Source organism: Kineococcus sp. R86509, assembly GCF_042466365.1.
Classification (GTDB): domain Bacteria; phylum Actinomycetota; class Actinomycetes; order Actinomycetales; family Kineococcaceae; genus Kineococcus.
The window spans coordinates 3,761,239-3,787,834 of record NZ_JAXHCE010000001.1; the positions used below are offsets into that span (position 1 = coordinate 3,761,239).

General features: G+C 72.7%; 22 protein-coding genes. 13 read left to right on the plus strand and 9 right to left on the minus strand.

What is annotated here, in order from left to right:
* Positions 1–191: 191 nt before the first annotated feature.
* Genes SJY07_RS18405 through SJY07_RS18430 form a run of 6 tightly spaced genes read left to right on the plus strand, consistent with a single transcriptional unit; the run spans position 192 to position 9,216 of the window.
* Positions 192–1,784, plus strand: a complete 1,593-nt coding sequence (locus SJY07_RS18405) for an APC family permease (protein WP_380161067.1) — start codon at positions 192–194, stop codon at positions 1,782–1,784.
* Positions 1,781–2,608, plus strand: coding sequence for an urea amidolyase associated protein UAAP1 (locus tag SJY07_RS18410; protein ID WP_380161069.1), 828 nt, complete (start codon positions 1,781–1,783; stop codon positions 2,606–2,608). The genes SJY07_RS18405 and SJY07_RS18410 overlap by 4 nt, the downstream gene beginning before the upstream one ends.
* Positions 2,605–3,264, plus strand: coding sequence for an urea amidolyase associated protein UAAP2 (locus SJY07_RS18415; protein WP_380161070.1), 660 nt, complete (start codon positions 2,605–2,607; stop codon positions 3,262–3,264). The genes SJY07_RS18410 and SJY07_RS18415 overlap by 4 nt, the downstream gene beginning before the upstream one ends.
* Complete coding sequence (gene uca, locus SJY07_RS18420) at positions 3,261–6,869, plus strand: urea carboxylase (protein WP_380161071.1); 3,609 nt, start codon at positions 3,261–3,263, stop codon at positions 6,867–6,869. Before SJY07_RS18415 ends, uca begins: the two co-directional genes overlap by 4 nt.
* Entirely contained in the window at positions 6,866–8,551 is a 1,686-nt protein-coding gene (locus SJY07_RS18425) for an allophanate hydrolase (protein ID WP_380161073.1), read from the plus strand. The genes uca and SJY07_RS18425 overlap by 4 nt, the downstream gene beginning before the upstream one ends.
* Positions 8,548–9,216, plus strand: a complete 669-nt coding sequence (locus tag SJY07_RS18430) for a TetR/AcrR family transcriptional regulator (protein ID WP_380161075.1) — start codon at positions 8,548–8,550, stop codon at positions 9,214–9,216. The genes SJY07_RS18425 and SJY07_RS18430 overlap by 4 nt, the downstream gene beginning before the upstream one ends.
* Here the strand turns inward: SJY07_RS18430 and SJY07_RS18435 are convergent.
* The 3 genes from SJY07_RS18435 to SJY07_RS18445 all read right to left on the minus strand — a co-directional run bounded on the left by SJY07_RS18435 (position 9,213) and on the right by SJY07_RS18445 (position 12,251).
* Positions 9,213–10,439: an AI-2E family transporter gene (locus tag SJY07_RS18435; protein ID WP_328292764.1), complete on the minus strand. Its 1,227-nt coding sequence runs from the start codon at positions 10,437–10,439 to the stop codon at positions 9,213–9,215. The two genes, SJY07_RS18430 and SJY07_RS18435, sit on opposite strands and share 4 nt — an antisense overlap.
* Positions 10,440–10,533: 94 nt before the next feature.
* Entirely contained in the window at positions 10,534–11,160 is a 627-nt protein-coding gene (locus SJY07_RS18440) for an MBL fold metallo-hydrolase (RefSeq protein WP_380161077.1), read from the minus strand.
* Positions 11,157–12,251, minus strand: a complete 1,095-nt coding sequence (locus tag SJY07_RS18445) for an S-(hydroxymethyl)mycothiol dehydrogenase (protein ID WP_380161079.1) — start codon at positions 12,249–12,251, stop codon at positions 11,157–11,159. Before SJY07_RS18445 ends, SJY07_RS18440 begins: the two co-directional genes overlap by 4 nt.
* A 57-nt stretch (positions 12,252–12,308) precedes the next feature.
* Between SJY07_RS18445 and cysS the strand changes: the two genes are divergently transcribed.
* The 3 genes from cysS to SJY07_RS18460 all read left to right on the plus strand — a co-directional run bounded on the left by cysS (position 12,309) and on the right by SJY07_RS18460 (position 15,385).
* Positions 12,309–13,724 carry a cysteine--tRNA ligase gene (gene cysS / locus SJY07_RS18450; protein WP_380161081.1) on the plus strand — a complete coding sequence of 472 codons (1,416 nt, stop codon included), beginning with the start codon at positions 12,309–12,311 and terminating at the stop codon, positions 13,722–13,724.
* Entirely contained in the window at positions 13,724–14,689 is a 966-nt protein-coding gene (gene rlmB, locus SJY07_RS18455) for a 23S rRNA (guanosine(2251)-2'-O)-methyltransferase RlmB (RefSeq protein WP_328292760.1), read from the plus strand. The genes cysS and rlmB overlap by 1 nt, the downstream gene beginning before the upstream one ends.
* A 195-nt stretch (positions 14,690–14,884) precedes the next feature.
* On the plus strand, positions 14,885–15,385 hold the full coding sequence (locus SJY07_RS18460) for a MarR family winged helix-turn-helix transcriptional regulator (protein ID WP_380161083.1): 501 nt from the start codon (positions 14,885–14,887) through the stop codon (positions 15,383–15,385).
* Positions 15,386–15,431: 46 nt separating this feature from the next.
* Here SJY07_RS18460 and SJY07_RS18465 read toward each other — a convergent pair whose 3' ends face one another.
* The 3 genes from SJY07_RS18465 to SJY07_RS18475 form a co-directional block, all read right to left on the minus strand.
* Positions 15,432–16,319: an NAD-dependent epimerase/dehydratase family protein gene (locus SJY07_RS18465; protein WP_380161085.1), complete on the minus strand. Its 888-nt coding sequence runs from the start codon at positions 16,317–16,319 to the stop codon at positions 15,432–15,434.
* An 18-nt stretch (positions 16,320–16,337) separates the two neighbouring features.
* Positions 16,338–17,597 (minus strand): DUF4032 domain-containing protein, encoded by a 1,260-nt coding sequence (locus SJY07_RS18470; protein WP_380161087.1) that lies wholly within the window; start codon positions 17,595–17,597, stop codon positions 16,338–16,340.
* Positions 17,598–17,693: 96 nt separating this feature from the next.
* The gene (locus SJY07_RS18475) at positions 17,694–18,770 is read right to left on the minus strand and encodes an ABC transporter ATP-binding protein (RefSeq protein WP_380161089.1); all 1,077 of its coding nucleotides are present in this window, start codon (positions 18,768–18,770) and stop codon (positions 17,694–17,696) included.
* A 290-nt stretch (positions 18,771–19,060) separates the two neighbouring features.
* Here SJY07_RS18475 and SJY07_RS18480 point away from each other — a divergent pair, with 290 nt between their 5' ends.
* From SJY07_RS18480 to SJY07_RS18490, 3 genes are all read left to right on the plus strand, one after another.
* Complete coding sequence (locus SJY07_RS18480) at positions 19,061–19,543, plus strand: cation:proton antiporter regulatory subunit (protein ID WP_328292755.1); 483 nt, start codon at positions 19,061–19,063, stop codon at positions 19,541–19,543.
* A gap of 69 nt (positions 19,544–19,612) precedes the next feature.
* Positions 19,613–20,797, plus strand: a complete 1,185-nt coding sequence (locus SJY07_RS18485) for a cation:proton antiporter (protein WP_328292754.1) — start codon at positions 19,613–19,615, stop codon at positions 20,795–20,797.
* Positions 20,798–20,857: 60 nt separating this feature from the next.
* Positions 20,858–21,118: a hypothetical protein gene (locus SJY07_RS18490; protein WP_380161091.1), complete on the plus strand. Its 261-nt coding sequence runs from the start codon at positions 20,858–20,860 to the stop codon at positions 21,116–21,118.
* A 23-nt stretch (positions 21,119–21,141) separates the two neighbouring features.
* On the opposite strand, the gene otsB is transcribed toward SJY07_RS18490, so the two are convergent.
* Positions 21,142–21,921 (minus strand): trehalose-phosphatase, encoded by a 780-nt coding sequence (gene otsB, locus SJY07_RS18495; RefSeq protein WP_328292752.1) that lies wholly within the window; start codon positions 21,919–21,921, stop codon positions 21,142–21,144.
* On the minus strand, positions 21,918–23,369 hold the full coding sequence (locus tag SJY07_RS18500; RefSeq protein ID WP_380161094.1) for a trehalose-6-phosphate synthase: 1,452 nt from the start codon (positions 23,367–23,369) through the stop codon (positions 21,918–21,920). Before SJY07_RS18500 ends, otsB begins: the two co-directional genes overlap by 4 nt.
* Positions 23,370–23,521: 152 nt before the next feature.
* On the opposite strand from SJY07_RS18500, the gene SJY07_RS18505 reads away from it, so the two are divergent.
* A complete protein-coding gene (locus SJY07_RS18505) occupies positions 23,522–25,453 on the plus strand; it encodes a protein kinase (protein WP_380161096.1) in 1,932 nt (643 codons plus the stop codon).
* Here SJY07_RS18505 and SJY07_RS18510 read toward each other — a convergent pair whose 3' ends face one another.
* Entirely contained in the window at positions 25,454–26,503 is a 1,050-nt protein-coding gene (locus tag SJY07_RS18510) for a LacI family DNA-binding transcriptional regulator (RefSeq protein WP_380161098.1), read from the minus strand.
* Positions 26,504–26,596 lie beyond the last annotated feature (93 nt).

Consider the following 26,596-nt stretch of genomic DNA (forward strand, 5'->3'; position numbering starts at 1 on the left):
TCCTGGGGACTTCTCCACCCTTCCCGAGCCAGGGAAGGGTGGAGAAGTCCCCAGGAGTTGGGTCGGGGGGAGCCGCAACACAGGTTTCACCACGGGGAAACACGCTCGAAACACGGCTCCGGCCAGACTCGTCCCCATACCTGTCACCCGACAGGTAGAGGTGGTGAGTCACCGAGCGGAAGGCCCGACTGATGACCGTTCCCGCACCACGCACGCACCCCGGCGCCGGCGACGGTCGGGGTACCGAGACCGGTGACCTCGGCCGGTTCGGCTACGGCCAGCAGCTGCACCGCAGCGTCGGACCGTTCGCCTCGTTCGCCGCCGGTTTCTCCTTCGTGTCGATCCTCACGACGGTGTTCCAGCTGTTCGGTCTCGGTTTCAGCTTCGGCGGGGCGGGTTTCTTCTGGACCTGGCCGACGGTGTTCGCCGGTCAACTCCTCGTCGCCCTCTGCTTCGCGGAACTCGCTGCGCGGTACCCGATCTCGGGTGCGGTGTTCCAGTGGTCGAGCCGGCTGGCGGGCACCGACTTCGGCTGGTTCACCGGGTGGGTCATGGTCGTCGGCCAGGTCCTCACGGTGGCCACCGCCGCCATCGCGCTGCAGGCCGTCCTGCCGAGCGTCTGGTCCGGGTTCCAGCTCGTCGGCGGTCCCGGTGCGGACTCCGCGCCGACGTCCGCGACAGGGGCGCAGAACGCGGTCGTCCTCGGCCTCCTGCTCCTGGTCGTCACCACCGCGATCAACGTCATCGGGGTCCGGCTGATGGCCGTCATCACCTCCGCCGGCGTCGCCATCGAGATCGTCGGCGTCATCGCCCTGGTCGTCGCGCTCTTCGCCCACGCCGAACGCGGCCCGGCGGTCGTCACCACGACGACGGGTGCGGCGGACGGCCCCTACCTCTCGATGTGGCTCGCGAGTTCCCTCATGGCCGCCTACGTCATGGTCGGTTTCGACTCCGCCGGGGAACTCTCCGAGGAGACCCACGCCCCGCGGGCCACGACGCCCCGGACGATCGTGCGGGCCCTGGTCGTCTCCGGCGTCGGTGGGGCGCTGCTGCTGATCGCCGGACTCGTCGCCGCCCCCAGCCTCACCGACGGGACCCTCGCCTCGCAGGGCCTCGCCTACGTCCTCACCTCCCGCCTCGGCGACGTCGGCGGCCGGCTCCTCCTCGTCTGCGTCGCGATCGCCGTCGCGGTCTGCACCCTGGCCGTCCAGACCTCCGGGTCGCGGATGGTCTACTCGATGGCGAGGGAGCGGGCGTTCCCCTTCGCGAACGTGCTGGGTCGCGTGTCGCCGCGCACCGGCACCCCCATCGGCGCCTCGGTGCTCGTCGGGGCCGGGGCGGCGATCGCGCTGGCCGTGAACTGGCACCAGAGCGCCGTCTTCACCGCTCTCGCCAGCCTCTGCATCGCGATGCTCTACCTGGCCTACCTCGGGGTGACGGTGCCGCTCCTCGTGCGCCGGTTCCGGGGCGGCCTGCCCGACGGGGTCGACGAGTTCGGCCGGCCGCTGTTCTCCCTCGGCCGGTTCGGGATCGTCGTCAACGTCCTGGCCGTCGCCTACCAGGTCGTCATGGTCGTGAACCTCGCCTGGCCGCGCGCCGCCGTCTACGACCTCACCGACGGCACCTGGTGGCTGCAGTACAGCGCGCTGCTCTTCATCGCCACCACCCTGGTGGTCGGGTTCTTCGTCCACCGTCGCAACCGGGTCCGCCACCAGGGGCCCATCGTCCTGGGCGCCCGGCAGGTCGCCGGCGCCCGCCCCCACCCCGTGGAGGAACCCGCGTGATCCGCGACACCTCGACCGTGCTGGCCGCCCGCGGTGACGCGCGCGCCCAGGCCGGCGCCACCGCCGAGTGGATGCCCTACCTGCCCGCCTCGAGCTCACCGTTCGCCCCCGACGACGTCGACCCCGCGGACCTCACGTGGGCCGAGACCGTCGCGCCGGGTGGCTACACCTCCAAGGTGCTGGCCCGCGGGACCCGGATCCGTCTCACCGACGTCACCGGCGACGCCTGCGCGAACGTCGTGCTGCTCTCGGCCCTGTCCCCGTGGGAACGGCTGAACGTCGCCGACACCCAGAAGATCCCGTGGCAGGCCTACCTCGGGGCCGGGCACCCGTTGCTCTCCGGTGACGGCCGGGTCCTCGCGACCGTCGTCGCCGACTCCTCCGGCCGGCACGACGCGTTCTGCGGCACCACCTCCGACGCGTGGAACGTGCGCAAGTACGGCGACGCGGCTCCGGAGGGACCGAGCCCCTCCGGCCGCGGTCTGCTCACCCTGGCCGCGAGCAAGCAGGGCCTCGGCCCGCGCGACCTGCCCCCCTCGGTGTCGTTCTTCCAGGGCGTGCGGGTCGAGGAGGACGGGAGCTTCCGCTGGCTGGGTTCCGCCGGTCCGGGGACCTCCCTGGACCTGCTGGCCGAGATGCCGCTGACCGTCCTCGTCGCGAACACCGCGCACCCGCTGGACCCGCGCCCGGAGTTCACCGTGGGCCCGCTGCGGGTGCACGCCTGGCGCAGCACCCCCACCGGCCCGGCCGACGCGCGGTTCACCGCGACGCCGGAACTGCACCGCGCGTACCTGAACACCCTGGACCACGTGGAGGCACGATGACCGTCACGACGCGAACCCGCTGGGACTGGGGTTCCCCGCTGGTGGAGGGCGAGGTCGTCCGCGACGACCGGGTCGCCGCCCGTGCCCCGTGGTCGGCCGTCGTGCGCGCCGGGCACGTGCTCACGATCGTCGACGTCGGCGGCAACCAGTCCGCGGACTGCCTGGTCTTCGCCGACGCCGACCGGTCCGAGCGCTACAGCGTTCCCGACACCCTGGCCTGGCAGGGCAACGCCTACGTCCGGACCGGCACCGTGCTGCGCAGCCAGTACGGGAACCCGCTGATGACGGTCGTCGGCAACGAGGTGGAACGCCAGGACACCATCGGCGGCGCCTGCGGCAAGGAGTCCAACACCCTGCGCTACGGCCACCACACGGCCCACCAGCACGGGTGCCGGGAGAACTTCCTCGCCGAGGGCGCCCGCAACGGCCTCGACGCGCGCGACCTGGTCTCCAACCTCAACTGGTTCATGAACGTCCCGGTCGAGGTCGACGGTTCCCTCGGGATCGTCGACGGGATCTCCGGTCCGGGCAAGCGCGTCGCCGTGCGGGCCGAGGTCGACGTCCTCGTCGTGGTGTCCAACTGCCCCCAGGTCAACAACCCCTGCAACGACTTCGACCCCACGCCCCTGCGCATGATCGTGACGGTTCCCTCGTGAGCTTCGACACCCTGCTGATCGCCAACCGCGGCGAGATCGCCCGCCGGATCCAGCGCTCCGCCCGCGCCCTCGGGCTGCGCACCGTCGCGGTGTTCTCCGACGCCGACCGGGCCGCGCCGCACGTCCGCGAGGCCGACACGGCCGTCCGCCTCGGGCCCGCGCCGGCGCGGGAGTCCTACCTGCGCACCGACGCGATCCTGCAGGCCGCCCTCGACACCGGCGCCGGAGCCGTGCACCCCGGGTACGGGTTCCTCTCCGAGAACGTCGGGTTCGCCCGGGCCTGCGAGGACGCGGGGCTGGCGTTCGTCGGACCCACCCCGGACCAGATCACGAAGTTCGGCAGCAAGCACACTGCCCGGGAACTCGCCGCGGCCGCCGGAGTCCCGCTGCTCGCCGGGACGGGGCTGCTGGCTTCGGTCGAGGAGGCCGTCGCCGCGGCCGAGACCGTCGGCCTGCCGGTCATGCTCAAGGCCACCGGGGGTGGCGGCGGGATCGGCATGCAGGCCTGCGCCACCGTCGAGGAGGTGCGCGACGCCTACGACCGCGTCGTCCGGCAGGCGACGGCGAGTTTCGGCTCGGCCGGGGTGTTCCTCGAACGCCTGGTCCGCCCGGCCCGCCACGTCGAGGTCCAGGTGTTCGGCGACGGTCAGGGCCGGATCGCCGTCATCGGCGACCGCGACTGCTCGTTGCAGCGTCGCAACCAGAAGGTGATCGAGGAGGCTCCCGCCCCCGCGCTGCCCGCCGCGGTCCGCGCCGAGATCGCCACCACGGCCGCCGGGCTCATGGCCTCGGTGCGCTACCGCTCCGCCGGGACCGTGGAGTTCGTCTACGACCCGGTCCGCGAGGAGGCGGCGTTCCTGGAGGTCAACACCCGGCTGCAGGTCGAGCACCCCGTGACCGAACTTGCCTACGGCGTCGACCTCGTCGACCTCATGCTCCGCCTCGCCCGCGACGGTCACACCGACCCCGCCGTCACCGACGCGTTCGAGCGCGAGTGGGCACCGCGAGGCGTCGCGGTCGAGGCCCGTGTCTACGCCGAGGACCCGGCGAAGCAGAACGCCCCCAGCCCGGGTCTGGTGACACGGGCGGAGTTCCCGGACCTGTCCGGGGTGCGGGTCGACGGCTGGATCGAGACCGGGCTGGAGGTGACCCCGTTCTACGACCCGATGCTGGCGAAGGTGATCGCCTCCGCCCCCGGCCGCGACGCGGCCCTCGACCTGCTGGGTGAGGCGTTGCAGGGCAGTCGGATCGACGGCGTCGTCACCAACCTCGGCCTGCTGCGTCACCTCGTGGACGAGTTGCCCCTGCGCTGCGCCACGCACTCCACCTCGACCCTCGACGTCACCGAGGACCCGGACCCGCGCATCGACGTCCTCGCCCCCGGGGCCATGACCACGGTCCAGGACCTGCCGGGCCGGCTCGGGCACTGGCAGGTCGGCGTCCCGCCGTCGGGGCCCATGGACCCGCTCTCGCTGCGCGAGGCGAACCTCGCGGTCGGGAACCCCGTGGGTGCACCCGGTCTCGAGATCACCGCCACCGGCCCGACGTTGCGGTTCTCCACCGCGTCGGTCGTGTGCGTGACCGGGGCTCCCGCGCCGGTGAGCGTCGACGGCGTCGAGGTCGCGATGTGGGAACCCCTCGAGGTGGCCGCCGGTTCGGTGCTGAGCGTCGGCACGGCGGCGGGTCCGGGGTTGCGCCTGGCGCTGGCGGTCCGGGGCGGTCTCGACGTGCCGCAGTACCTGGGCAGTTCCTCGACGTTCACGCTCGGGGGTTTCGGTGGCCACGGCGGCCGTGCGCTGCAGGCCGGTGACGTCCTGCGTCCCGGGGTTCCCGAGGGGACCGGGTTCTCCCGGATCGCCGGCCCGGTCCCGCTCGAGCGCCGCCCCGAGTACACGGGGGAGTGGCGGATCGCGGTCACCGAAGGCCCGCACGCCGCCCCGGAGTTCTTCACCCGCGCCGACCTCGACGAGTTCTACGCCACCGACTACGAGGTGCACCTGAACTCCGCGCGCACGGGGGTCCGGCTCATCGGGCCACGCCCGCGCTGGGCCCGCAGCGACGGCGGCGAGGCGGGGCTGCACCCCTCCAACATCCACGACACCCCCTACGCCGTCGGTGCCGTCGACTTCACCGGGGACACCCCGATCCTGCTCGGCCCCGACGGACCCTCGCTGGGGGGTTTCGTGTGCCCCGCCGTCGTGGCCTCGGGGGACCTGTGGAAGCTCGGGCAACTGCGCCCGGGGGACCGCGTGCGCTTCCACCCCGTCCGCGAGGTGGACGCCGCCCGGCCCCGGCTGCAGCGCATCGACCTGCGTGACCTCGCCGGCGACGGGGACGACGGCGTCCTGGCCCGGGTTCCGGCCGCCCCCGGGCGTCCCGCGGTGACCTACCGCCGCGACGGCGACGACAACCTGCTCGTGGAGTTCGGCGAGCAGGTGCTCGACCTCGGGTTGCGGATGCGGGTGCACGCGCTCATGCGGGTTTTCGACGCCCACCGCCCCGCCGGGATCCTCGACGTGACCCCGGGGATCCGCTCGCTGCAGGTCCACACCGACGCCTCGGTGCTGCGGGCCTCGCAGCTCGTCGGGCTGCTGCGGGAACTCGACGACGCCCTCCCCGCGACCCACGACCTCGTCGTCCCCTCGCGCCGGGTCCGGCTGCCGCTGTCCTGGGACGACCCCGCGACGAAGCTCGCGATCGAGCGGTACATGACGGGGGTCCGCGACGACGCCCCGTGGACCCCGTCGAACCTCGAGTTCATCGCCCGGATGAACGGTCTCGGCTCCGTCGACGACGTCTTCCGGACGGTCTTCGACGCGCAGTACCTGGTGCTCGGCCTGGGGGACGTCTACCTCGGCGCCCCGGTGGCGACCCCGCTCGACCCGCGGCACCGCCTCGTCACGACCAAGTACAACCCCGCGCGGACGTGGACGGCGGAGAACTCCGTCGGCATCGGCGGGGCCTACCTCTGCGTCTACGGCATGGAGGGACCCGGCGGTTACCAGTTCGTGGGCCGCACGGTCCAGGTCTGGAACCGGTTCCGGCGCGGTGGGTTGTTCCAGGACGCCCCCTGGGCACTCCGGTTCTTCGACCGCATCGAGTGGTACCCGGTGTCCGCCGAGGAACTGCTCGAACTGCGGGCGGAGACCGACGCCGGCCGGGGGGAGTTCGAGACGGAGGAGGGCGAGTTCTCCCTCGCCGAGCACGAACGCTTCCTCGCCGAGAACGCGGGCGAGATCGAGGTCTTCCGCGCCCAGCAGGCCGCCGCGTTCGCGGCCGAGAAGGAACGCTGGCGCGCCTCGGGGGAGTTCGACGTCCGCCCCGAACCCGCTCCCGCCGTCGCGGCCGGGCCGGTCGACCTCCCCGCCGGTGCGGTGGGGGTGCCGGCCCCGTTCGCCGCGACCGTCTGGCAGGTGTCCGCCGAACCCGGCGCGACCCTCACCGACGGGGACCGCGTCCTCGCCCTGGAGGCCATGAAGATGGAGACCGCCGTGACCGCACCCGCCGACGGGGAACTGCTCGAGGTCTACGTGAGACCCGGGGAGGCCGTCACCGCCGGCCAGGTCCTCTTCGCCGTCCGTCCCGCCCAGGAGGTCGCCGCGTGAACCTCGAGCAGAAGGTGCGTGACGCCTACGCCCGCATCGCCGCCGTCGACCGCCCGGAGGTCTGGATCAGCCTGCGCCCGCTCGAGGACGTGCTCGCGGAGGCCGCCGGCGTCGACCGGGACGCGCCGCTGGCCGGCGTCCTCGTCGCGGTGAAGGACAACATCGACGTCGCCGGTCTGGCGACCACCGCAGGAGCCCCGTCCTTCGCCTACGCGCCGTCGGGCGACGCCACGGCCGTCGCCCGGCTGCGGGCCGCGGGGGCGCTCGTCCTGGGCAAGACCAACCTCGACCAGTTCGCGACCGGCCTCGTGGGGACCCGCAGCCCGCACGGGGCGGTCCGGCACGCCTTCGCCCCGGACCGGATCTCCGGCGGGTCGAGCTCGGGTTCCGCCGTGGCCGTCGCCCTGGGGCTGGTCGACGTCGCCCTGGGCACCGACACCGCGGGGTCGGGACGGGTCCCCGCCGCGTTGCACGGGATCGTCGGGGTGAAACCGACCCGCGGTCTGGTCCCCACGACCGGGGTGGTCCCGGCGTGCCGGAGCATCGACTGCGTCACCGTCTTCGCCCGCGACCTCGACCTGGCCCGGCGCACGGCGGAACTCCTCACGGGACCCGACGGCCTCGACCCCCTGGCCCGGGTGGACGAACCGCTGCCCGCCCCACCCGCACGACCGCGGATCGCCGTCCCCACCCCGGAGCACCTGGCGGGGCTGGCCGACGGCTGGGCCGAGGCGTTCGCGACCTGCGTCGCGGGGGTCCGCGCGAGCGGCGCCGAGGTCGTGGAACTGGACATCGCCCCGCTGCTCGAGGTCGCGGGCCTGCTCTACGGCGGTGCGTTCGTCGCCGAGCGGACGGCGGCCGTGGGCGCGCACGTCGCGGCCCACCCCGAACTCGTCGGCACCGACCTCGACCCCACCGTCGCGGCGATCGTGGCGGCCGGGGAGTCGGTGAGCGCCATCGAGGTCTTCCGCGACCGCGAGCGCCTCGACGTCCTCGCGGCCCGTTCCCGGGAGCTCCTGGCGGGGTTCGACGCCCTGCTCACCCCGACGACGACGTGGCACCCCACCCTGGCGGAGGTGGCGGCCGACCCGGTGGGGGCGAACTCCCGGATGGGGCGGTTCACGAACTTCGCGAACCTGCTCGACCTGGCCTCCCTCGCCGTCCCGGCGGGGACCGTGGACGGGTTGCCGTTCGGGGTCATGCTCACCGGTCCGGCGTTCAGCGACCGCTCGCTCGCGGTCCTGGCGGCGCGGTGGGCGAACCCGTCGGTGGACCTGCTGGTGGTCGGGGCGCACCTGTCGGGGCACCCGCTGAACCACCAGCTCGTCGCCGCGGGCGCCAGCCTGGTCCGCGCCGTGCGGACGGCCCCGCAGTACCGGCTCTTCGCCCTCGACACCGTCCCGCCGAAGCCGGGCATGGTGCGCGACGCCGACGGGGCCTCCATCGCCGGGGAGGTGTGGCGCCTGCCCGCGGCCGGGTTCGGGACGTTCGTGGCGGGGCTGCCGCAACCGATGACGATCGGGACGGTAACCCTCGAGGACGCCTCGACCGTGCGCGGGTTCCTGGCCGAACCCGCGGCGCTGCAGGGCGCGGAGGAGATCACCGGGTTCGGGTCCTGGCCCGCGGCGCAGCACGCCCGGGGCCCGGCGTCGCGGGCGGTGGTGGCAGCATCGGCGCCGTGAGCAGCGGTGCGGGTCGGGTGGGTCGTCCGCGCACCCGCGCGGGGGACGGTTCCGGTCGCTCGGCGCGCCAGGAGATCCTGGACGCGGCGGCGGCGTTGTTCGGGGAGTCCGGCTACGCGGCGACGTCGACGCGGGCGATCGCCGACCGGGTGGGGATCCGGCAGGCGTCGCTGTACTACCACTTCGCCGGCAAGGACGAGATCCTGCTGGAACTGCTGGAGGCCTCGGTCCGCCCGACCCTGGACGTCGTCGACGCGTTGCGTTCGGCGGCCCCGGACCCGGGGGCGGCGCTGCACGCCCTCGTCGTCGTCGACGTCGCGACGTTGCTGGCGGGACCGTTGGGGATCGCGGCGCTCTACGTCGCGCCGGAGGTGCAGCAGCCCCGGTTCGAGGAGTTCCGCGAGCACCGCCGGCAGCTGCTGGCGGTCTACTGCGACCTGGCGCGGGAGCTCCTGCCCGCCGGCCACCCGGTGTCGGCGGAGGTGGCCGGCCACGCCTGCCTGCACCTGGTGGAGATGGTGGCGACGCTGCCCCCGACGCCGGGTCTCGCGGAGCAGGTCGCGCTCACCTGCCTCGGCGCTCTGGGCCTGCACGGCGAACGCGCCGCGGCCGCCGCTCGGGGCGGCGACCGGGCGCGTTCGGGGCTGGCCGGCTCGCTGCGCTAAGCGGGGTCGGGTTCCGTCGGGGTGGTCGCCTCGGTGGGGGCGTCGTCCGGCGACGGGACGCGACGTCGTCGCTTCCTCGAGCCCTCGTGGACGTTCGGGTTCTCCGGCTCGTCGGGGACGAGCTCGTGGTGCACGTAGCGCAGGACCACGGTCACGATGGCCGCGACCGGTACGGCGAGGAAGGCCCCCGTGATGCTGAACAGGGTCCCGCCGACGGTCACCGACCCGATGACCACCGCCGGGTGCAGCGCGAGCGAACGGCCGACCAGCAGCGGCTGCAGGACGTTGCCCTCCAGCTGCTGGACCAGCAGGACGATCCCGAGGACGATCAGCGCCTGCACCCAGCCGAGGGTGACCAGGGCGACGAGCACGGCCAGCACGCCCGTCGCGACGGCGCCGACGATGGGGATGAACGCGGCGAAGAAGATCGCGACGGCCAGCGGCAGGGCGAACGGCACCCCGACGATGGCCATCCCGACGCCGATGAACACGGCGTCCACGAGGGCCACGGCCGCCTGGGACAGGATGTAACCGCGGATCGCCGCCCACACCCGGCCGCCCAGCGCGGTGACGTGGCGGTGCGCGCCCTCGCTCAGCCACCGACGCGACCACGGCAGCAGCCGGTCGCCGTCGGAGAGGCAGAAGAACGCGAGCACGAGGACGAGCAGGAACGTCACCAGCCCGGACCCGACGCTCGCCCCGATGGTGCCGACACCGCCGACGACGCTGAGCGCGATGCTCTGCGCGTTGGTCTGCAGCTCGGTGATGCCCTGGTCGATGAGGTTGCCGATCTGGTCGTCGCCCAGGTTCAGCGGGGGTCCGGTGACCCAGACCTGCACCTTGTCCAACCCGGCGACCGCGGAGTCGGCGACGTCCCCGGCCTGACCGGCGACGTTGGGGATGAGCGCGGCGAAGATCCCGACCACCACGGCGATGAGCAGCACGATCGAGACGAGAGCGGCCAGCGAGCGCGGCATCACCGCGCGCAGCACCTGGGCCAGCGGCCACAGGATCGCGCTGAGCAGGATCGCGAGCAGCAGCGGCAGCAGCAGCGACCACCCCTTGCCGAGCAGCCAGATCAGGCCGGCGAACCCGATGCCCAGGATCAGCAGGCGCAACGCCCAGCGCGACGCCTCGTTGATCCCTCGTTCGACGACCCGGGTCGGGCGCTCCCGCGGACCGCGCGAGGAGGCGGTGGGCGGGCTGTCCTGCTGATCACTCACCCGGGGATGCTCTCAGGAGAAGCACGGTTGGGCACCCCGCACCTCCCGACCTCCGATCGTGCCGGGTCCTCGGCACGATCGCAGGCCGGAGGGGTCAGTGGCCGCGGGTGATCCACTCCTGCAGGTGCGGGGACTCGTCGCCGATGGTCGTGTCGTCGCCGTGGCCGGTGTGGACGCGGGTGTCGGCAGGGAGTTCGAAGAGCACGTCGCGGATCGAGTCGATGATCGTGGCGAAGCTCGAGAACGACCGTCCGGTCGCCCCCGGGCCGCCCGCGAAGAGGGTGTCGCCCGTGAAGACCGTCGACAGCTCGGGTGCGTAGACGCTCACCGCCCCCGGGGTGTGCCCGGGGGTGTGCAGGACGTGCAGCTCGGTCCCGGCGACGGTGACGATCTCCCCGTTGGACAGGTCGGTCGTGGGGACGCCCGGGTGGGTGAGTTCCCAGACCTCGCGGTCGGCGGGGTGCAGCAGGATCGGCGCACCGAAGCGTTGCGCGAGAGCCGGTGCCTGCCGGACGTGGTCGTCGTGAGCGTGCGTGCACAGCACCGCGAGGACCGTGCGCTCGCCCACGGCGGCCGCGATGGCGTCCGGGTCGTGGGGGGCGTCCAGGACGACGACGTCGCGGTCGTCGCCGAGGATCCACACGTTGTTGTCCACGTCGAAGGTCTGCCCGTCGAGGGAGAACGTCCCGGACGTGACGAGGTGCTCGATCCGCGCGCTCACAGGATCACGACCGAGCGGAGCACGTCACCGGACTTCATGGTGGCGAAGGCCTCCTCGACGTCGCCGAGTCCGATCCGCTCGGACACGAACGCGTCCAGCGGCAGCCGGCCGTTCGCGTGCAGCTCCAGCAGCTGCGGGAAGTCCCGCTCGGGCAGGCAGTCGCCGTACCAGGACGACTTCAGCGCCCCGCCGCGACCGAACACGTCGAGCAGCGGCACTTCGAGCTGCATCTCCGGCGTCGGGACGCCGACGAGCACGACGGTGCCGGCGAGGTCGCGGGCGTAGAACGCCTGCCGCCACGTCTCCGGGCGGCCCACGGCGTCGATGACGACGTCGGCGCCGAAGGAGTCGGTGAGGTCCTGCACGGCCGTGACGACCTCGTCCTCGGAGAGCCCCCGCGAGTTCACGGTGTGCGTCGCGCCGAGCTGCTTCGCCCACCCGAGCTTCTTGTCGTCGAGGTCGACGGCGATGACCCGACGGGCCCCGGCCAGGACGGCGCCCGCGATCGCCGCGCACCCCACCCCGCCACAGCCGATGACGGCGACGGTGTCGCCGCGCTGGACGGGGGCGGTGTTGACCGCCGCGCCGATCCCGGCCATGACCCCGCAGCCCAGCAGCCCCGCGACGGCGGGGTCGATGCCCGCGTCGACCTTGGTGGCCTGACCGGCCGCGACGAGGGTCTTGGGGGTGAAGGCGCCGATGCCCAGCGCGGGGGAGAGCGGGGTCCCGTCGGTCAGCGTCATCTTCTGCGACGCGTTGTGGGTGGCGAAGCAGTACTGCGGCCGGCCCCGCTTGCAGGCGCGGCACTGCCCGCACACCGCACGCCAGTTGAGGACGACGGTGTCGCCGATCGTGACGTTCGTGACGCCCTCGCCGATCGCCGAGACGGTGCCGGCGGCCTCGTGGCCCAGCAGGAACGGGTAGTCGTCGTTGATCCCGCCCTCGCGGTAGTGCAGGTCGGTGTGGCAGACCCCGCACGCCGCGACGTCGACGACGACCTCACCGGCGATCGGGTCGGGTACCACGATGTCGACGGTCTCGACGGGGGCGCCCTTGGCGCGCGAGATCACTCCGGGAACGGTCCAAGCCATGGGAAGGACACTAACGACGGGCTCGGAGACAGCGCGAGCCCCGGTATCCTGGAGTCCGTGACCCTCCACCTGCACGACAGCGCCGCCGGCGCGGTGCGCGAGTTCGCGCCGCTCGTCCCCGGGCAGGTCGGCATCTACGTCTGCGGCGCGACGCCGCAGGGGTCACCCCACCTCGGCCACGTCCGCGCCCAGGTCGCCTTCGACGTCCTGCGCCGGTGGCTGACCCGCAGCGGCTACGCCGTGACGATGGTCCGCAACGTCACCGACATCGACGACAAGATCCTCACCAAGGCCGCCGAGGCGGGGACGGAGTGGTGGGCCCACGCGTACCGCTTCGAGCGCGAGTTCGGCGCCGCCTACGACGCCCTCGGCGTCCTGCCCGCCACGGTCGAGCCCCGCGCCACCGGCCACGTCACCGAGATGGTCGAGCTGATCGGGCGCCTGATCGAGCGCGGTCACGCCTACGCCGCGGGCGACGGTTCGGGCGACGTCTACTTCGACGTGCGCTCCTGGCCGCACTACGGCGAGCTCACCCACCAGAAGCTCGACGACATGGAACCGGCCGGCGACGCCGACCCCCGCGGCAAGCGCGACGCCCGCGACTTCGCCCTCTGGAAGGGACGCAAGGACGGCGAACCCGCGACGGCGTCCTGGCCGACGCCGTGGGGCCCGGGCCGGCCCGGCTGGCACCTGGAGTGCTCGGCCATGGCCGGGCGCTACCTCGGCCCCCGCTTCGACATCCACGGCGGCGGCCTCGACCTGCGCTTCCCGCACCACGAGAACGAGCAGGCCCAGTCGCGTGCCGCCGGCGACGGGTTCGCGAACTATTGGCTGCACAACTACTTCGTCACGATGTCCGGCGAGAAGATGAGCAAGTCGCTCGGCAACGTCCTCGGCGTCCCGCACCTGCTGGCGACCCACCGCGCGGTCGTGCTGCGCTACTACCTCGTCGCCGGGCACTACCGCACGCACCTGGAGTACTCCGAGAACTCCCTCGTGGAGGCCGAGGCCGCCTACTCGCGGCTGGAGGGTTTCGTGCGCCGGGCCGCCGAACGCCTCGGCCGGACCGCCGTCGCGAACGTCTCCGCCGGGTTCGCCGCGGCGATGGACGACGACATGGCGACCCCCGCGGCGCTCGCGGTCCTGCACGACACGGCGCGGGCGGGCAACTCCGCCCTCGCAGCGGGCGACGACGCGGCGCTGGAGAGCGCCTACGAACAGGTCCGGGCCGGCCTGGACGTGCTGGGCCTGGACCCGTTCGCGGAACCGTGGGCCTCGCAGGCAGGCGGCACGGACACCGCGCGCACCGCACTGGACGTGCTGGTGCGCGCACGGCTCGACGACCGGGCAACCGCCCGTGCCGCACGGGACTTCGCCACCGCCGACGCGGTGCGCGATTCCCTGAAGGATGCGGGCATCGTGATCGAGGACACCCCCACCGGGGCTCGGTGGGTTCTGGAGGGTGAGCACTAGTGGCAGGGAACTCTCAGCGTCGCGGCGCTGTCAGCAAGGGCAAGAAGGGTCCGACCGGGGGCTCCGGGGGCAAGAACCGCCGAAGCCTCGAGGGGAGGGGGCCGACGCCGAAGGCGACCGAGCGTCCCTACCACCCGGCGGCGAAGGCGGCCGGCAAGGCGGCCCACCGGGCGGCGACGACGAACGCCCGTCCCGGCGGTCGTCCGCCGACGCGGCGCAAACCCTCCGGCGAGACGGAGTGGATCGCGGGACGCAACTCCATCGTCGAGGCGCTGCGCGCGGAACTGCCGATCACCGGCATCTACGTGGCGTCCGGGGTCGAGTCGGACGAGCGGATCAAGGAGATCCTCTCCACCGCCGGGAACAAGGGCATCCCCCTGCTCGAGGCGTCGCGTCAGGAACTCGACCGCCACACCGAGAACGCCGTCCACCAGGGCGTGGCGGCGACGGTCCCGCCGTACAACTACAAGCACCCGATGGACCTGCTGGACCGGGCCTCGCACTCGGGTCGTCCCGCGTTGATCGTCGCGCTCGACGGCGTGACCGACCCCCGCAACCTCGGGGCCGTCGTCCGTTCCGTCGCCGCGTTCGGCGGTCACGGTGTCGTCGTCCCCGAACGTCGTGCGGCCGGCATGACCGCCTCGGCGTGGAAGACGTCGGCCGGTGCCGCGGCCCGCACCCCCGTCGCGCGGGCGACGAACCTCGTCCGCGCGATCGAGGAGTACCAGAAGGCCGGTCTGTTCGTCGTCGGTCTCGACGCCGAGGGTGACGTCCTGCTGCCCCAGCTGAAGCTGGCCGACGGCCCGATCGTCCTCGTCGTCGGCGCCGAGGGCGCCGGGTTGTCGCGCCTCGTGCGCGAGAAGTGCGACCAGGTCGTCAGCATCCCGATGGCCGGCGCCTTCGAGTCGCTCAACGCCGGTGTCGCCGCCGGGATCGCCCTCTACGAGGTCGCGCGCCACCGCTGATCCTCCTCCGGGGTGGAGAGGACACTCTCCGCCCCGGAGCCGCGCTGCGGGACACCGCCGTCGGCCCGGCCGGGTCGTCGGGACGACGTGCGGTTCGTCCGTCCGGGGTGTTCACTGGGTCAGATCCCGCCGTGAACAACCGGGACCTCATCGTCTGAGTTAGTTGAAGATGAAACTATCTGCTACGATGGCCGGATGACCGAGCAGACGCCTCGCTGGCTCTCCACCGACGAACGCCGGGTGTGGCTGCGGCTCAGCGCGCTCATGGAACTACTGCCCGCCGCCCTCGACGCTCAGCTGCAACGCGACGCGGACCTCACCAAGACGGCCTACCTCACGCTGGCGATGCTGTCCGAGGAACCGGGGCGCAGCCTGCGGATGAGCGAACTCGGCGCCCGCTCCAACGCGAGCCCCTCCCGGATCTCCCACGTGGTGAGCCGGCTGGAGAAGGACGGCTGGGTCCGCCGCGAGAAGAGCCCCAACGACGGCCGCGGTCAGGTCGCCGTCCTCACCGACGCCGGCTTCCAGAAGGTCGTCACCGCCGCGCCCGGACACGTCGAGCGGGTCCGTCAGCTGGTCTTCGACCCGCTCGACGAGCGCGACCTCGCCACGCTCGACGAAGTGATGGTGAAGATGCTCGACATCCTCGACCCCGACGCGAAGTTCGCCGCGACGGCTCTCGCCCGCCAGACCTGACCGAACCGTGATCTTGCTGGGTCTCCCAGCAAGATCACGGACGGGGTCAGACGTGGTCGCGCCAGGAGTGCTCGGGTTCGTAGCCGAGCACCCGGCGGGCCTTGTCGATCGAGAGCAGCGTCTCGTGGTCACCGAGCTCGTGACGGACCTCGACCCCCGGGTAGACCTCCGCCATCAACTCCGCCGACGTGCGCGACATGACGGTGTCGGCGTTCGCGACGATGCACACCTCGACGCCGGGACCCTTGCGCTGCAACGACAGGCGCACGGCCTGGGCGCCGTCGCGGGCGTCGATGTAGCCCCAGAGGTTCCACTTGCGCAGCGTCGCGTCGGCGTCGAAGGACGGGAACTGGGCGTAGTCCTCGACGTGCATGACGTTGGAGAAGCGCAGACCGGTCATCGTCAGCGACGGGTTCCAGCGGCAGAAGTGGTGCGCCATCTCCTCCTCGAGCGCCTTCACCAACGAGTACGTCGACTCCGGCCGGACGCGGTACTCCTCGTCGAGGGGGGCGTAGGGCGGGGGAGCGGCGTCGAAGGGCAGACCCAGGACGGTCTCGCTCGAGGCCCACACGACGTTGTCGATGCCCGCGGCGCGCGCCGCGTCGAAGACGTTCCACGTCGCGGCGGAGTTGTTGCGGAACGTCGCGGCGTTGGACGCGAGACCGGGGGCGGGGATGGCCCCCAGGTGCACGACCCCGGCGAAGGGGCCGGGGCGTTCCTCGATCCGGCCGGTCAGCGCCTCCACGACCTGGCCGTGGTCGGCGAGGTCGACCTTGACGAACTGCCCGTCGTCCCCCGCGAGCAGGCTCGCGGGGCGCACCTGGTCCAGGGCGAGGACGGAGTATCCGTGGTCGAGCAGATCGCGCAAGACGACCCGCCCGAGTTTGCCGGCCGCGCCGGTGAGTGCAACGCGGGGTTTCTCGGCAGCAGGCACGAGGGTCCTTCCAGAGCTTCAGTCGGCGATGACCCGGAACGACTGGGTGTCCACACCCAGCACGGCCCGTTCGTCGGGTTTCTGCGGCAGCACCCCCACCACGTAGGAGTTCACCGCCTCCTCGAGGCCGACGTCGCGGCCGGCCCGTTCGGAGAGGTACCAGCGGTGTTCCAGCACCTCGTGGAACAGTTCAGCAGCCTCGAGCTTGCCCCGCATCTCGCGGGGGACGGCCCGCTGCACGGGTTCGAAGACGTCGGCCATCCAGTCGTGCGCGACGATCTCCTCGTCCTCCCCCTGACGACCGGTCGCGGCCGTGTAGGAGTCGAGGTCGTTGAGCAGGCGACGCGCCTGGTTCTCCTCCGCGTCCAGGCCGGTGAGGCGCAGCAGCCGTCGGGAGTGGTGACCGGCGTCGACGACCTTCGGTTCGATGCGCACCGACGTCCCGTCGATGTCGGTCGTGATCGCCAGTTCCCCGACGTCGAACCCCAGGTCGTTGAGGCGCCGGATGCGGGCCTCGACGCGCCAGCGGTCACCGCGCTCGAAGGACTCCGCCTCGGTGAGCTCCACCCACAGGGCGCGGTAGCGCGACACGATCCGGTCCGCGATCGCGATGACCTCGTCCATGTCGGCGTCCAGCGCCTCGGAGGCCACGACGTCCATGAGTTCGCCGGCGATGTTGGTGCGGGCGAGGTCGAGGTCGTAGTCGCGCTGACCGGTGGAGAGCTCGTCGTAGAGCTCACCCGTCTCGGCGTCCACGAGGTAGGCGGCGAACGCCCCCGCGTCGCGCCGGAACAGGGTGTTCGACAGCGAGACGTCACCCCAGTAGAAGCCCAGCAGGTGCAGCTTCACCAGGAGCACCGCGAGGGCGTCGACGGCGCGCTTGGCGGTGTCGGGCCGCAGGGTCTGGCTGTAGAGGGCGCGGTAGGGCAGCGAGTACTGCAGGTGGCGGGTGACGAGCACCGCGTTCAGGGGCTCGCCGTCGGCGTCGACGCGGCCGGTGATGACGGCCACCGGGGCCACGGAGGGGACGTCGAGCCGGTTGAGCATGCGCAGCATCCGGTACTCGCGGTGCGCGATGTCGGCGTTGGTCTCCTTCACCGCGATGACGCGGCCCCCGATCCGCACGAAGCGGACGATGTGGCGGGAGATGCCTCGGGGAAGGGCCGCGAGGTGCTCCTCGGGCCACTCCTCCAGCGGGATCTCCCAGGGGAGGTCGAGGAGTCCGGGGTACGGGCGGGCGGCCGTGATCTGCAGGGACGCCGCCGTCGGGGTGCTCACGTGCTCATCCTCTCAACATCGGGACCGTTCCGCGCCACCCACGACGGAGGGCCGTCACTCCCGCAGGAGTGACGGCCCCCGTGTGGACGTCGGACGTCAGTTCTCGATGCGCAGACCGGACTGGTGGTCGAACAGGTGCACGTGCCCCTGCTTGGGGGTGAAGTACACCGTCGAGCCCTTCTCCGGGGGACGGCGACCGTCGACGCGCGCGATGACCTGGTGCGCCTCGCTGCCCGCCTGGGCCAGCGAACCGTAGATGTAGGCGTCGGCGCCGAGCTCCTCGACGACCTCGACCTGCACGGGCAGACCCGAGGTCCCGATCTCCAGGTCCTCGGGACGCACGCCGAGCGTCATCTTGTCGCCGGCGTTGGTGAGCAGGTGACGCTCGACCGGGTGGATGGTGTCACCGAACTTCACGCCACCGTCGGCGACGTCGAGGGTGAGCAGGTTCATGGCGGGGGAGCCGATGAACCCGGCGACGAAGACGTTGTTCGGGTGGTCGTACATGCGACGCGGGGTGTCGACCTGCTGGAGCAGACCGTCCTTGAGGACCGCGACGCGGTCGCCCATCGTCATGGCCTCGACCTGGTCGTGGGTCACGTAGACGGTGGTGACGGCGAGGCGACGCTGCAGCGACGCGATCTGGGTGCGGGTCTGCACGCGCAGCTTGGCGTCGAGGTTCGACAGCGGCTCGTCCATGAGGAAGACCTGCGGCTGACGGACGATCGCACGGCCCATGGCGACACGCTGACGCTGACCGCCGGAGAGGGCCTTCGGCTTGCGGGTCAGGTACGCCTCGAGGTCGAGGATCTTGGCGGCTTCCTGCACACGACGCTTGATCTCGTCCTTGGGGGTGCCGGCGATCTTGAGCGCGAAGCCCATGTTGTCGGCGACCGTCATGTGCGGGTACAGCGCGTAGTTCTGGAACACCATCGCGATGTCGCGGTCCTTCGGGGGAACCGTCGTGACGTCGCGGTCACCGATGAGGATGCGTCCACCGTTGACGTCCTCGAGACCGGCGAGCATGCGCAGGGAGGTCGACTTGCCGCAGCCGGAGGGGCCGACGAGGACGAGGAACTCGCCGTCCTCGACGTGCAGGTCCAGGGCGTCCACGGCGGGCTTGTCGCCCCCGGGGTAGATGCGCGTCGCCTTGTCGAACGTGACCGTAGCCATCGTGTCAATCCTTCCACCGGCAGGTACGTGCCGGACGATCCGTTGTGGAACGAGGTGTTCAGTTGTCCGCGGCGTCACTGCCGGGTCCAAGGAGGAAGGGGTCGCTCCGTCGCGGTGCTCGGATCATGCACGACGAACCGGGAGAGGGCAAGGGCCGCGCGCCCGAACGTCGCGGGATGTTCTGGACGTCACACGGTGTTGTGAGAGCAGGACGTCGCGACGGCGTGGCGTCCGGGGGACAGCTGGCGCCCTGGTCGTCGGCTCCCGCGATCGTGGAGGACACTGAGATCGTGGACCTGGAAGAGACCAAGTTGCCGGGCGTGGGCCTGCGGCACGACTTCACCACCGCTCGCGGTCGGCGCATCGGCGTCATCTCGACCCGCGGTGGCGAGCGCGAGCTGCTCGTCTACTCCCAGGACGACCCCGACGCCTGCCACGCCGTGATCGACCTCGACGGCGACGAGGCCGAGGTGCTGGCGGAGCTGCTCGGGCAGCCGCGGGTCATCGAGCGACTGGCCCGGCTGCGCGAGCAGATCGAAGGCCTCGCCACCGAGGGCATCTACCTCGAGGACGGTTCGCCCTACGTGGGCAAGACGTTGGCCGACGCCGCGATCCGCAGTCGCACCGGCGCCTCCGTCGTCGCCCTCGTGCGCAACGGCGAGGTGACGCCGTCGCCGGCGCCGTCCCAGGCGTTCCTCTCCGGTGACAAGATCGTGGTCGTCGGGACCCAGGAAGGGGTCCGGGCGACCGCCGAACTGCTGCACCAGGGCTGACGCGGCCCGGACGACCCCGCGCCCTCCCGGTGCGGACGACGCGATCTGAGGAAGGACGGAACTCGACAGGTGCACACCGCTGCTCTGCTCATCGAGCTCGGTGCGGTCATCTTCGGGCTCGGTCTCGTCGGTCGCCTCGCCGGACGCCTGGGGATCTCCCCGGTCCCGCTCTACCTGCTGGCCGGGTTGGCGTTCGGGGCCGGCGGTGTCATCCCGCTCAACGCGCCCGACGCGTTCCTCGACGCCGCCTCCGAGATCGGCGTCGTCATGCTGCTGCTGCTCCTGGGGCTGGAGTACTCCGCCGGGGACCTGCTCGGCAACCTCCGCCGGCAGGCACCCGTCGGCGTCCTCGATCTGTTCCTCAACGGCCTGCCGGGCGCCGCGTTCGGGTTGCTCCTCGGCTTCGGGCCCGTCGGGGCGCTCGCCATGTTCGGCATCACGGCCGTCAGCTCCTCCGGCATCGTCGCCAAGGTGCTCGCCGACCTGGGCCGCCTCGGCAACCGCGAGACGCCCTCGATCCTCGGCATCCTCGTCCTCGAGGACCTCGGCATGGCGGTCTACCTGCCGATCCTCACCGCCGTGCTCGCCGCGTCCGGGGTCTGGGAGGCGACGGGCTCCGTCCTCATCGCGCTGGCCTGTCTCGCCGTCGCTCTCGTCGTCGCGCTGCGCTGGGGTTCGCTCATCTCGAAGTTCGTCTCGGCGGGCTCCAGCGAGGTGACGCTGCTGCGCGTCCTCGGCCTCGCGCTGCTCGTCGCGGGTGTCGCCGAACAGCTGCACGTCTCCGCCGCCGTGGGTGCGTTCCTGCTGGGGATCAGCCTCTCCAGCGACCTCGAGCAGGAGACCCACCAGCGCCTCGAACCCCTGCGCGACCTCTTCGCCGCGGTGTTCTTCGTGTCCTTCGGCCTCTCGACCGATCCGAGCAGTCTGCCGCCCGTGCTGCTGCCGGCTCTCGCCCTCGTCGTCGTCGGGGTCCTGACCAAGCTCGTCACCGGGTGGGTCGCGGCCAAGCGCGCCGGCATCGCGATCCCGGGCCGGATCCGGGCCGGGGCCGCGTTGATCCCCCGGGGCGAGTTCTCGATCGTCATCGCCGGTCTCGCCACGGCCGCCGGGGTCGACCCCCGGCTCGCGGCGCTCGCCGCGGCCTACGTGCTGGCGATGGCGGTCCTCGGACCGGTGCTCGCCCGCTTCGCCGACCCGTGGGCCCGCGCCTACGTGCGTCGCCAGCGCGAACGCGCCGCCACCACCGCCCGCTGACCCTGCCAGAACGGCTCCGGGGGACTGTCCGCGACGTCCGCGCGGTGGGAGGGTGGTCGGGTGAACCCCGCGACCGAGACCTTCGTGCGTCTGCTGACCGCGGCTGCGCAGGCGGCGCAGACCTGGGCCCCCGGGGACGGGGACAACCCCGGGGTGACCATCCACACCGTGAGCGGTGACAAGGTCCAGGGCCTCGTCCTCGGCGTCGAGGGCGGGATCGTCACGGTGCGCGGATCGCTGCGGGAGAACGAACCCGTGCACCACGTGGACGTCTCGCGCATCGAGTCCCTCAACGCCTTCGCGAGCGTCGTCGAGCGCTGAGCGCCCGGGGAGCCGTCGAGCGCTCAGGGACGCAGGTCCGCCAGCGCGTTCAGGAGCTCGGCCACCTCGACCGGCGAGCCCACCCGCAGGACCGCGGCGGTCTCGCCGTCACCGACCTTGACCGTGAGGTCCCCGCCCTCGGGAGAGAGGGCCGTGAACGCGTTCTCGTCCGTCACGTCGTCGCCCGCGAACAGCACCGCCTCGACCGCGGGACCCTCGCCGGTGAGCCGCTCGCGCAACCGCAGCAGCCCCGCGCCCTTGCCCAGCTCCACCGCCCCGAGCTCGACGACCTCCTTGCCGCGCAACGCGTGCACGCCGTCCCACGTCGCCGGGCCGGCCAGGGCCGCCTGCGTCGCGGACTCGGCGTCGGGCCGGGAGGCGCGCCGGGTGTGCAGCACCGCCGACATCGGTTTCCGTTCGACGTGCACCCCGTCGCGCCCGGCGGCGATCTCGTCGAGCGCGGCCCCGAGACGCTGCAGCAGATCGGTCTCCGCCCCGCTCAGGCTCTGACCGCCGGCGGCACCCTCGAGGGAGCTCTGGGTCCCGTGACCCCCGACGAGGACCACCCCGGCCGGCGGGTTCGCGCACGCCCGCAGGTCGTCCAGGTCGCGACCGGAGACCAGCGCGACGTCCGTGCTCGCGACGAGTCGTTCCAGCGCGGCGCTCGCCTCCGGCAACGGCCGCGCGGCCGACGGGTCGTCGACGAGGGGGGAGAGCACCCCGTCGAAGTCCAGGGCCACCAGCACGCGCCCGCGGGCGGCGAACTCCCGCAGCGACGTCAGGACCTCGGGGGAGGGACTCACGACACCACCCCCTCGGCCGCCGCGGCGACCGACTCCGACGCCTCGGTGGTGCGGTGCTCGGCCAGCGCCTGCAGGAACGACGCCGCCCAGCGCTGCACGTCGTGGTCCCCGACCCGACGGCGCAACGCCCGCATCCGGCGACCCGCCTCCCGCGGCGACATCCGCAACGCCCGCACGATCGCGTCCTTCAGGCCGTCGATGTCGTGCGGGTTCACCATCAACGCCTGCCCGAGCTCGTCGGCCGCGCCGGTGAACTCGCTCAGCACCAGCACCCCGCGCTCGTCGTGGCGGGCGGCCACGTACTCCTTCGCGACGAGGTTCATGCCGTCGCGCAACGCCGTGATGAGCATGACGTCCGCCGCCAGGAACAGGGCCGCCATCTCCTCCCGGCCGTAGGAGTGGTGCAGGTAGTGCACCGCGGTGTTCTTGATGGTCCCGTGCGTGCCGTTGATGCGCCCGACGGTGACCTCGACGTCCTGGCGCAGCTGGATGTACTGCTCGACGCGTTCGCGCGACGGCGTCGCCACCTGGATGAGCGAGGCCTCCTCCACGCTGACCCCGCCGTCGTCCAGGAGCTCCTCGAACGCCTTGAGGCGGTGCAGGATCCCCTTGGTGTAGTCGAGGCGGTCCACCCCCAGCAGGACGTGCTCGGGGTTGCCGAGGTCACGGCGGATCTCCGCGGCCCGCGCCTTCACGTCCTCGCGCTGGGCGAGTTCGTCCAGGGCGTTGAAGTCGATGGAGATGGGGAACGACGCCGCCCGCACCTCGCGCCCGCCTTCCGCGTCGAGCCGGATCCGGCCCGAACGCGCCGGCAGGTTGGAGGCGCGACGGCAGGCCCGGGTGAAGTTGTTCGCGTCCGCCGCCCGCTGGAAGCCGATGAGGTCGGCGCCGAGCAGGCCGTCGATGATCGCCTTGCGCCACGGCAGCTGCGCGAAGATCTCGAAGGGCGGGAACGGGATGTGGTTGAAGAACCCGATGGACAGGTCCGGGCGACGTCGCCGCAGCATCCGGGGGACGAGCTGCAGCTGGTAGTCCTGGACCCAGACCGTCGCACCCTCCGCGGCCTGCGCCGCGGTGGCCTCCGCGAAGCGCTCGTTGACGCGCACGTAAGCCTCCCACCAGCTGCGGTGGTAGCCCGGCGCGACGATGACGTCGTGGTAGAGCGGCCACAGCGTGCCGTTGGAGAAGCCTTCGTAGTAGTCCTGGACCTCCTCGGCCGACAGGCCGATCGGCACGCAACGCACCCCTTCGGCGTCGAAGGGCTCCGGTGGGTCCCCGGGCGTCCCCGCCCAGCCCACCCAGGCGCCGTCCTCACGCCTCATCACGGGTTCCAGGGCGGTCACCAGACCGCCGGGGCTGCGGCGCCACGACGTCGAGCCGTCCGGTTCCTCCACACGGTCGACGGGAAGCCGGTTGGCCACCACCACCAGGTCGTAATCGCCGGCCATGGGGTGATCCTCCTCGTGGGTTGCTCTCCGCCGGACCCTACCGGGGCCCGGGCCGGAACACCCGTCGTGATCGCGATCACCGCCCGGTCACCACCGTGTGGAGGAGCGGTGCACACCCTGGTGGGAGCCTGTCCCTGCCGTACCGTGGGGGCGTGGTCACCCCCTACCCGCACTCCTCCGGCGACGCGCGGACCCGCGCCGTCGGGCCCGGCGCGGGTGGCCCCGACGGCGCGGTCGAGGGGCTCCGCGTCGAGCACACCCCTCAGCAGACCCCCCAGCAGACGTGGCGTCCGCACGCCTACGCACCCTCACCCGGGGACAAGCTCGGCAAGTACCGCCTCGACCGCGAGATCGGCCAGGGCGGCATGGGGATCGTCTACCTCGGACTCGACGACGAGCACCGCGCCGTGGCGCTGAAGGTCCTCAAACCCCACATCGCCGCCGATCCGCAGGCCCGCCAGCGCCTCGCCCGCGAGGTGTCCACCCTCGAACGCGTCCGCTCGCCGCGGGTCGCGGAGGTGCTCTCCGCCGACGTCGACGGGCAGTGGCCGCACCTGGTCACCCGCTACGTGCCCGGCCCCTCCCTCGAGCACGTCGTCCAGACCCGGGGACCGTTGCAGGGCAGTCGGTTGCGCGACCTCGGCCACGGCCTCGCCGAAGCCCTGCACGCCATCCACGCGGCCGGCGTCGTGCACCGCGACCTCAAGCCCAGCAACGTCCTCCTCCTCGACGGCCTCCCCGTCGTCATCGACTTCGGCATCGCCCACGTCGCCGACGACGTCCGGCTCACCTCCACCGGCCTCGTCATGGGGACCCCCGGCTACCTCTCGCCCGAGGTCGTCGCCGGTGGACTCGTCTCCCCGGCCACCGACTGGTGGGGCTGGGCCGCCACCGTCGCCTACGCCGCCAGCGGTCGCCCGCCCTACGGGTCCGGCCCGATGGAGGTCGTCCTCGACCGCGTCCGCCGCGCCGACGTCGACCTCTCCGCCGTGCCCGCCGACCTGCGCGGTCCGATCCTCGCGGCGCTCGCGGTCAACCCCGCCCACCGGCCGCACCCCGACGCGCTGCTGCGCGCTCTCGACGGCGCGACGACCGGCAGCCAGGGCCGCGTCGATCCGGTCGCGGCCACCACGGCCGTCCCCGCTCCCGAACCCTCCCGCCCGGCTGCGCCGCCGTCGCGGTTCGAGTCGCTGATCGCCGACGAGACCGCGGCCCTGCCGCGCGTGCAGGCCCCGGCCCCGCAGTGGGAGGCGCCCGCGGAGTCCACGACCGTCCTGCCGCCGCAGCAACCCGCACCGCCGACGGCGCCCTTCGCCCGCCCGCCCGCGCCGACCTACCCGCCGGCGCAGCAGGCCCCGCCCGGGTGGATCCCCACCGTGCCCGGTCCCGGGGTCGTGAACCGCCAGCCGTACCCGGACCAGCACCGCCCGAACCAGCAGTTCCCGAACCAGCCGTACCCGAACGCGCAGCCCGCCGCGCAGGCGCCGATGGGGACGAACGGTCAGCCCGCGCGTCCGCAACGTTCGTGGACGATCTTCGCCGCGCTGCTCGCCCTCGTCGGCGTGTTCGCGGTCGCACCCGCTACGGCCGTGGTCGTCTCGCTGGTGGGTGGCACGGTCGCCCGCACCGTGGACCGCGCGGCGGCGGGGTTGTTCCGTCGTCGGTGGGAGGCGGGCCCCCGGGCGACCGACGCCCTCGCCGTCGGTGCGGCCACCCCGTGGCACGCCTTCCGCGCGGCCGTCTCCACGGTGTTCTCGGCGATCATCCCGCTGCTGGTGGGCATCAGCGTCGTCTTCATCGTCGGGACCTTCGGACGTGGAGCGGCCCTGGACTACCAGAGCTCATGGACGCTCGCCCTCGGTGGCCTCGCCGGGACGCTGGTGGCCTGGCACGGCCCCGGTGGTCGGTCGTTGCAGCGCGGCGCGCGCAAGGCCGTCCGCAGCACCCTGCGCGGGGAGCGCGAGACGGGCGTCGCCATCGGCGTGCTGCTCCTCATCGCCTTCGCCGCGGCCCTGATGGTCCTCGGTGGCGGGGCGCCGGACTGGCGTCCGTTGTCCTCCTCGCCCCTCGACTGGTTCAACTGATCAGGAGCGCGGGACGGCGCGGAGGCGGGGACGTCGGGTCGGCGCCGCACCGATGGACTCGCGCGGCAGGAGCCGGTGCAGCGACCGGGGGTCCGGTGCCGGGGGTTCCTCGTGGCGCATCACGGCGATCAGCCGTTCCATCGCCTCACGGCCCTGCCGCTCGAGGTCGTTGGCGACGGTCGAGAGGGTCGGGGTGCAGAACCGGCCGAGCTCGTTGTCGTCCCACCCGAACACGCTGAGGTCGCGGTGGACGCGCCACCCCCGTTGCGTCGCAGCGCGGATGGCGCCCATGGCGGAGTAGTCGTTGCCCGCCACGACGGCGGTGACCGGGGTGTCGCGGGGCAGGGCCGCGATGGCCGCGTACCCCGACTCGCCCTGCCAGTCGCCCTGCACGACGGTGGCTTCGACCCCGAGTCCGGCGGTGACGTCCAGGAAGGTCTGGCGGCGGTTGCGCGCCGAGGCGTAGGTGAGCGGGCCGCTGACGTGCAGGAAGTGGCGGTGTCCCAGACCCACCAGCATCCGCACGACCTCCCCGCAGGCGGTGCCGTCGGCGAGGGCACCCGTGCCGCGCAGTTCCGCATCGTAGGTCGACATGGTCACGACGGGGGTGGCCGACGTGGGCGTGGGCGCCTGCGTCCCCGTGCCGAGGGCGAGGATCCCCTCGAACTCGCCGGAGTCGGCGATCTCCTGGACCCGCTCGCTCTGCTCGCCCGCCGACCCTTCGCGACCGATGAGGTCGATGGTGTAGCCGGCGCCGTGGGCCACGCCCACCGCTTCGGAGATCAGCCGCAGCGGGAGGGCGGGGGTGGCCGTGGTCGTCGGCAGCAGGAACGCCACCCGTCCCGTCCGCCGGGTCCGCATCGAGCGGGCGATGAGGTTGGGGCGGTAGTTGAGTTCCTGGATGGCCGCCGCGACCTTCTCCGTCGTCGTGGGTTTCAGGCCGCCGTTGTTGCGCAGGTAGCGCGACACCGTCTGGTGCGAGACGCCGGCGAGGGCCGCGACCTCGTAGATGGTCGCCCGCTTGCGCACCGGCGAGATCTCCTGGGTCATGGTCAGCCTCTCGGGAGGTGCTCCGGATCGAGTGGTCGATCCGTCGAGCGTCATCGTTGACACCCGAAGTGATCGATAACTACAGTACTCGAA